A 6,000-nucleotide genomic window follows, 5' to 3' on the forward strand; every position below is an offset into this window, starting at 1 on the left:
CCAGACGCTTCCCGATCAGCGACAGGGCCTCATCTGCCGTTATTTCGTGTTTCTTTATTGCGGATCTCGACGCGCCTTTCCCGCGGAGCACCCTACCGAGTCAGCGGTCCGTAGACCTGTCTTCGCCCCAGTCGCGGGCGAATGGCCATGAAACATCCAGTCGAATCACCGCAGGTCACCAAGCTTGGCAAGTTGGCAGGGGCTCGAGCGACACCTGCCGTGTCTCTCGGACCTCCGGTCCCAGACCAGATCGCCGGTGATCTCAAGGAGACAGATGCCGAAGATGGGCAGATCGACCTCGGCTTTCGTCCATCGAGCTATTTCAGGCCGACTGCCTTGGCGACGCACGTCCTTCGCTCTGTGAAGGGCGCAGAACGACGGCGCATCCTGGCAGCCATTCTGTCTGAAGGTGACGCCCCTTTGCCGCTGGCTTTAGCCGAGCCGGCCCTGCCTGCAAGCCTGCTTCGCAGTTGGGGCACCTCGCATCCTGCGATGTTGGGCGGCGAGTATCTGCCTGAGCGCAGGGCGACCGAGATGGAGATCGCGCGGATCACCCTGCAGTCGGTGACCCAAGACGTCATCTGCCTCTACGCGGCTCAGGCACGTGGCCGGATCCGCTACCGTGTTGTGGACGAGTATGGCGGCGACACTCTGAGCGGGAGGGCCAGGCGGACGTCCTCGCAGCCACTGACACTAGGCGGTCTGGCAGAGTTCTTCCTCGGTGCCTGGAACCCCGAGCCGGTCCTCGGGGCCAACTTCTCGATGCCGGACAGCACTCTCGATGAAGCTCTGGACTTCATGCGCGGCGAGTCGGCTTTTTACCCGCAGTTCGACGACCTGCTGCGTCAGCGGATAAGGTCTTGGTGGGCGCAGAGACCGGATGGGGCGGGCCAATGAAACCCGACACGCACGATCACACAGCCGAGGTCGTAATCCCGGCTGAGCTGCTGCTGGCTTACGAGGCTGCTTCCTACTGGGTCGATCTACCATCTGGGCGGATCACGCTGAAGATTGGAGGGGAGTTTGATCCGCCACACGGCTTGGAAGTGTATTCCCGGCTGGCGGTGGTGACTGCCTTCAATCCGTTCAGCAGGCTCCTCAGTCAGGTCGAGAACGAAGTGCACCAGGCGGATCTGATCGAGGCCGTTGAAGTAGCTGGCCTGGCATGGTTCCCAGCCGCAGGTGACGATCCGATCGGGGAATGGGAGCCGGAGCCAAGCCTCGGTGTTCTCGACCCCTCCGACGAACAACTAGACGGCTGGATGGAGCGCTTTGGTCAGAACGCGGTGGTTGTCGCTGACTTCGGACGGCCCATCATGCTTCGCTTGCACCCTAGAGATAAGAGAACGGCATGAAGTCCTTCCTCCTTGCGCCCTTCGTGCACCGCCTGACTGTTGTATTAGGGATTTCGTTGACGCTCGTTTCCGCCTGGTTCGCGGTACTCGTATTGGGGTCGCTCGATAGTTGGAAACGCCAAGCTGAGGCCGCGAGGATCTGGGAGTCGGGCCAGAAAGAGCGGTGTGAGCGACTGTTTGAGCAGGCGGGAGCCGAGATCGCGGCCATCGACCACGCGGCCGCCGATGGTCTGGTAAGCCCGGAGGACATCATCGAGGCGGAGCGCCGCCGCCTCCGCAACTCTCTCCGCTTCGGCGAAGCCGTGGACCCCGACGAGCTGGCGGCAGACCGCAGGCAGGCACAGGCGATGGGGATAAGCGTCGGCGCGCTGCGCCTGTCACGCCAGGACGGCGTGCTCCCCACCCCTGGGTTCGACAATCTGCTCCCTTCTGAAAGACGCAGGCGGGCGATTATTCAATCTACTTCGAATAGCGACTGCCCACAAAGCCGAAGCGGTAATAACTTTTATGCTACAAGCCAAAATGAGGAATTGCCCACCCTAATAACTAACAAACAGCCCGATCCGATCATAATCGATACATACAATCGGTATAATTTAAGTATATCTATTATTTTTGCTTATTTTGCTTTGCTTGTAAGCGGTCTTATGATTTTGGTAGATTCCACGAAGCGAAGTTTTTTAGATTTTCGAGTGGGCTGGCGGCGCCTCAGCATTGTCGGGTCGTCAATTTCTGCCGCCTTAGTGTCGGGCTTTTGGCTGTGGAAACGTCCTGATGACAATTTTCTTCTCGCCTCTATCCCGGCTTTTATTATCTCTTTTGCGGCTCTAACCTACGGTAAGATAGTTTTTGATTGGGTCTCAGACGGCTTCGCCGCTGAAAAGGGGCCGGCGGCTGTCATGCAGCGTCGAAGCGAGAGCGCAGCCGCTGACCCAGATCCCGTCGCGATCATCGCGGAGCAGGAGGCTCGTCCCGTTACCTTCGAGAAGGCCGAGGACCAGCCTCTCGCCGCAGCGCCCTTCTGGCCCCGCCTCTGGGCTCGCTGCCTCGATCTATCCGTATGCTGGTTTGCGGGAAGCTTTGCCGTCTACGCGCTGCCGAGCTTCCGCTCGATGTCTCCGGGCGTGGGAGGCATCTTAGCCGATCTGCTCGCGGGCATTGCGTACATTGGCGGGTCCGTTTTTCTATATGAGCGGCTTTTCATATCCCGCTTCGGTGCCACTCCAGGAAAGATGCTCTTCGCCATATCCGTCCGTTCTCTCGATGGTGGCCTGCCATCCCCCAAGAGTGCGACCCTGCGGAGTTGGGTATTTCTCAAATCGGGTCTGTATCTGTGCGTTTTTTTCCCTACGCTTCAGATCGTTGGTGCGATTTCTGCCTGGCGTCGGAGGAGCGTTACCCAGCCATGGGACATCGCAGCAAGAACCTTCACCTGGCAGCGGCCCATAGGTTCTGCTCGCCTCATCTCGGGTGCCCTAGTTGCGATCTCCATGTTCGTCCTCTTGGTGGGGCTCCACAACGTTGCCAAGGAGGCCACGAGAGAAGAAATAAGCCGCTTCTACCTGGATCGAACGGCCCCGGTTTTGCCGGAGGCCGTTCACAGATAGCTATCTGCAACGCCATTCCCTTGCTGCGACCGCTTTTGACGTAGCGTGCCATTATGGAAGGCCGCGAACTAGCGGCGAGGATAGCGCAAGCTATGCCCGCGAAAATGGACCGGAGACCTTTTTGAGCCGCCAACACAGTGCACCAGTCCTTATCCCACGCGGGCCGGCCAAGGCGACCTCTCTCGGGTCGATCGGCTTCCGTAGCGGAGAAGATTCCGTCAGCGAAGAATACATCCAGCGGCTGGTTCACGAGCACCCGTCCTGTCTGCCTATCGCAGAGATCGACCCGACCTTTATCGGGCCGGTGCCCGTTTGCATGGAGTTGCAAACGCCCGCAGGCCCGATCGACAACTTCATGGTGACTCCGTCCGGCTTGCCCGTTCTGGTCGAGTGCAAACTTTGGCGGAACCCGGAAGGCCGTCGCGAGGTGGTTGGTCAAATCCTCGACTACGCCAAGGAACTCAGCCGATGGTCTTCGTCGGACCTCGAGCGGGAAGTGCGCCGTCGCCTGAAACGTGACGGCACGGTCCTTCTGGACTTAGTGCGTGAGGTGGACCCGTCCGTCGACGAGATCCAGTTCAACGACGCCCTCACCTCCAACCTCAGACGTGGCCGGTTTCTTCTGCTGATCGTCGGCGACGGGATCCGCGAAGGTGTCGAAGCCATCGCAGAATACCTTCAGGCGCATGCCGGTCTGCATTTCTCGCTTGGTCTTGTGGAGATGCCGATCTTCGATCTTCCGAACGGGGACCGTCTGGTCACCCCGCGCGTGCTGGCTCGGACCTCGGTCGTCACCCGAACGGTCGTAGCGGTGCCTGAGGGCTACACGCTTGAAGACACCGCCGACCCTTCGACGGTGCGTGAGCTGGATCCGGATCGGGCTGCTTTGTCCGACGCGCAGCAGAGGTTCTGGGCCGAGTTTCTGGCCGGCCTGTCGCTCGATGACCCCGAGCAGGCCGTGCCCAAGCCTGCCAAGCTTGGCTATCTGTCCTTCAACCTACCCGCGCCGGCCGGCAGTTGTTGGCTGAACGTCTACCGGAGCATGAAGCTGGGCGAGGTCGGCGTCATGATCTCCTCAGCCCGGGGCACGGCGGGGGAGCATGCGATGCTTACCCTGGCTGACGCCTGGGACGAGATTCGCGAAGACCTCGGAGGATCTGCGAGGCGTATCGAACGAGACAGTCGCCCTACGATTATCGACTCAAAGGTGTTCGGCTCACTCGATGATGCGGCAGTCCGGGGCGAGGCGTTCGCCTGGCTCGCCGAGCGGGTAAACACCTTCGTCAATGTAACCCGACCCCGCGTCCGGTCAGCCGTCGCCGATTATCAGGGATAGGCTTGTGCGGGGCTGGCATGCTGCGACTATAGGTGGAAATTGAGAGCCGTTCTGGCTCACCGTTTTGGGGGAGGAAATGACGGTTGAGCCGAGTATCGAGGTCAAACGTCATGGCCTGTCGAAGTCCCGCCTGACCGCGCTCGATCAGTGCGAGCGTAAGCTTTGGCTGTCGGTCCATCGCCGCGATCTGGGTAAGCGAGATGCCGGCGCGGATCATCAGATGGCCGTGGGCCATCAGGTGGGAGCGATCGCCTGTGACCTCCGCCCCGACGGGATCATGATCGAGGAGAGGGATCTGGGGACTGCAGCGGAGACGACGCGTCGGTTGCTCGCCGAAGGGAAGCGTCTGCCATTGTTCGAGGCGACCTTTTCCTACGAGGGTCTTCTGGTTCAGGTGGATGTGCTGGAGCCTGTCGCCGATCAGGCCTGGGCGATCGCAGAGGTGAAGAGCACCACCGCTACCAAGGATTACCACCGGCCCGACCTCGCTACCCAGGTCTGGGTGCTGCAGTCCTGCGGGCTCGAGATCGAGGGGGCCTCAATCCGACACATCGACAACCAGTTCGTTCTGAAGACCGCCGGTGAATATCGAGGTCTGCTAAAGGATCACTCTTTGCTCGACGACCTGACCGAGCTCCTGGCCTGCGTGCCCGACCGTGTGGCCCGCGCGCGGGCTGTGCTGGCTTCAACTGAACCGGCCGTCCGGACCGGCGACCATTGCAGTGCGCCCTTCACGTGCGAGTATCGGGTCCATTGTGCGAGTTTCGAACCCGCTGCGCCTGAATGGCCTGTCGCCCTGCTACCGCGGACGGGCAAGACCCTGGCGGCCCGGTTCGGCGCGCAGGGAGCCTATGACCTAACCGAGATCGAGGAACGCGACCTCGACAACCCCATCCATCGACGCATCCATGCCGCCACCGTGTCCGGGCAGGTCTACCACGACTATCAAGGGGCAGCGGCCGCGGTTGCAGGCTGGGCCTCGCCGCGCGCCTTTCTGGATTTTGAGACGATTTCGTTCGCAGTCCCCAGATGGGTCGGGACGCGTCCCTATCAGGCGGTGCCCTTCCAGTTTTCATGTCACGTTGAAAAGGCGGCTGGCGGATTGGATCATGTCGGCTTCCTATCGCTGGACGGAGCCGATCCCCGAAGGGCTTGTGCCGAGGCATTGGTCACGGCGCTAGGCGCTCATCGTGGGGCTGTGGTGACTTACAACGCCTCTTTCGAGCGGAGCTGTATTGAGGGTCTGGCGCAATGTTTCCCCGACCTCGCTCCTACCTTGATGGAAATCCGGGACAGGATCGTCGACCTGCTGCCAGTGACACGGGACCACTACTACCACCGAGATCAGCGCGGCAGCTGGTCGATCAAGGCAGTCCTCAAAACGGTGGCCCCCGATCTTTCATATGAGGACCTTGTCGTTGGTGACGGCATGGCGGCACAGCTGGCCTGGCTCGAAGCCGCCTCGGATGGTGTGCCCCCGGAGCGGAAAGAGGCCATACGGGGAGCGCTTGAAACCTATTGCGAGCGCGACACCGAGGCGATGGTGGTGCTGTTGCAACGGCTGACGCGTCCAGTGACGATCTCTGTACGTCGTCAGATGTTTTGGGACAGTCGGGGTGCGGATTTAGTGGAGAGTTGGCCTTGTCTGGGTTCGATATTTAGGCGGCGATTTTGCGGTGCTGCAAGCGCCGATGTTGGAGGG

5 protein-coding genes are annotated in these 6,000 nt (G+C 60.8%); all 5 read left to right on the forward strand.

Going from position 1 to position 6,000, the window contains the following annotated elements:
* Positions 1-147 precede the first annotated feature (147 nt).
* Positions 148-897 (forward strand): hypothetical protein, encoded by a 750-nt coding sequence (locus tag ACP7A5_RS13505; protein ID WP_426042393.1) that lies wholly within the window; start codon positions 148-150, stop codon positions 895-897.
* Entirely contained in the window at positions 894-1,355 is a 462-nt protein-coding gene (locus ACP7A5_RS13510; RefSeq protein WP_426042394.1) for a DUF3293 domain-containing protein, read from the forward strand. The genes ACP7A5_RS13505 and ACP7A5_RS13510 overlap by 4 nt, the downstream gene beginning before the upstream one ends.
* A complete protein-coding gene (locus ACP7A5_RS13515; protein ID WP_426042395.1) occupies positions 1,352-2,962 on the forward strand; it encodes an RDD family protein in 1,611 nt (536 codons plus the stop codon). The genes ACP7A5_RS13510 and ACP7A5_RS13515 overlap by 4 nt, the downstream gene beginning before the upstream one ends.
* A 316-nt stretch (positions 2,963-3,278) precedes the next feature.
* Positions 3,279-4,298: a hypothetical protein gene (locus ACP7A5_RS13520; protein ID WP_426042396.1), complete on the forward strand. Its 1,020-nt coding sequence runs from the start codon at positions 3,279-3,281 to the stop codon at positions 4,296-4,298.
* 76 nt (positions 4,299-4,374) lie between these two features.
* The coding region (locus ACP7A5_RS13525) for a DUF2779 domain-containing protein (RefSeq protein WP_426042397.1) at positions 4,375-6,000 on the forward strand (1,626 nt) is incomplete at its 3' end.

It is taken from the genome of Brevundimonas sp. TWP2-3-4b1 (genome assembly GCF_049897665.1).
GTDB lineage: Bacteria > Pseudomonadota > Alphaproteobacteria > Caulobacterales > Caulobacteraceae > Brevundimonas > Brevundimonas subvibrioides_B.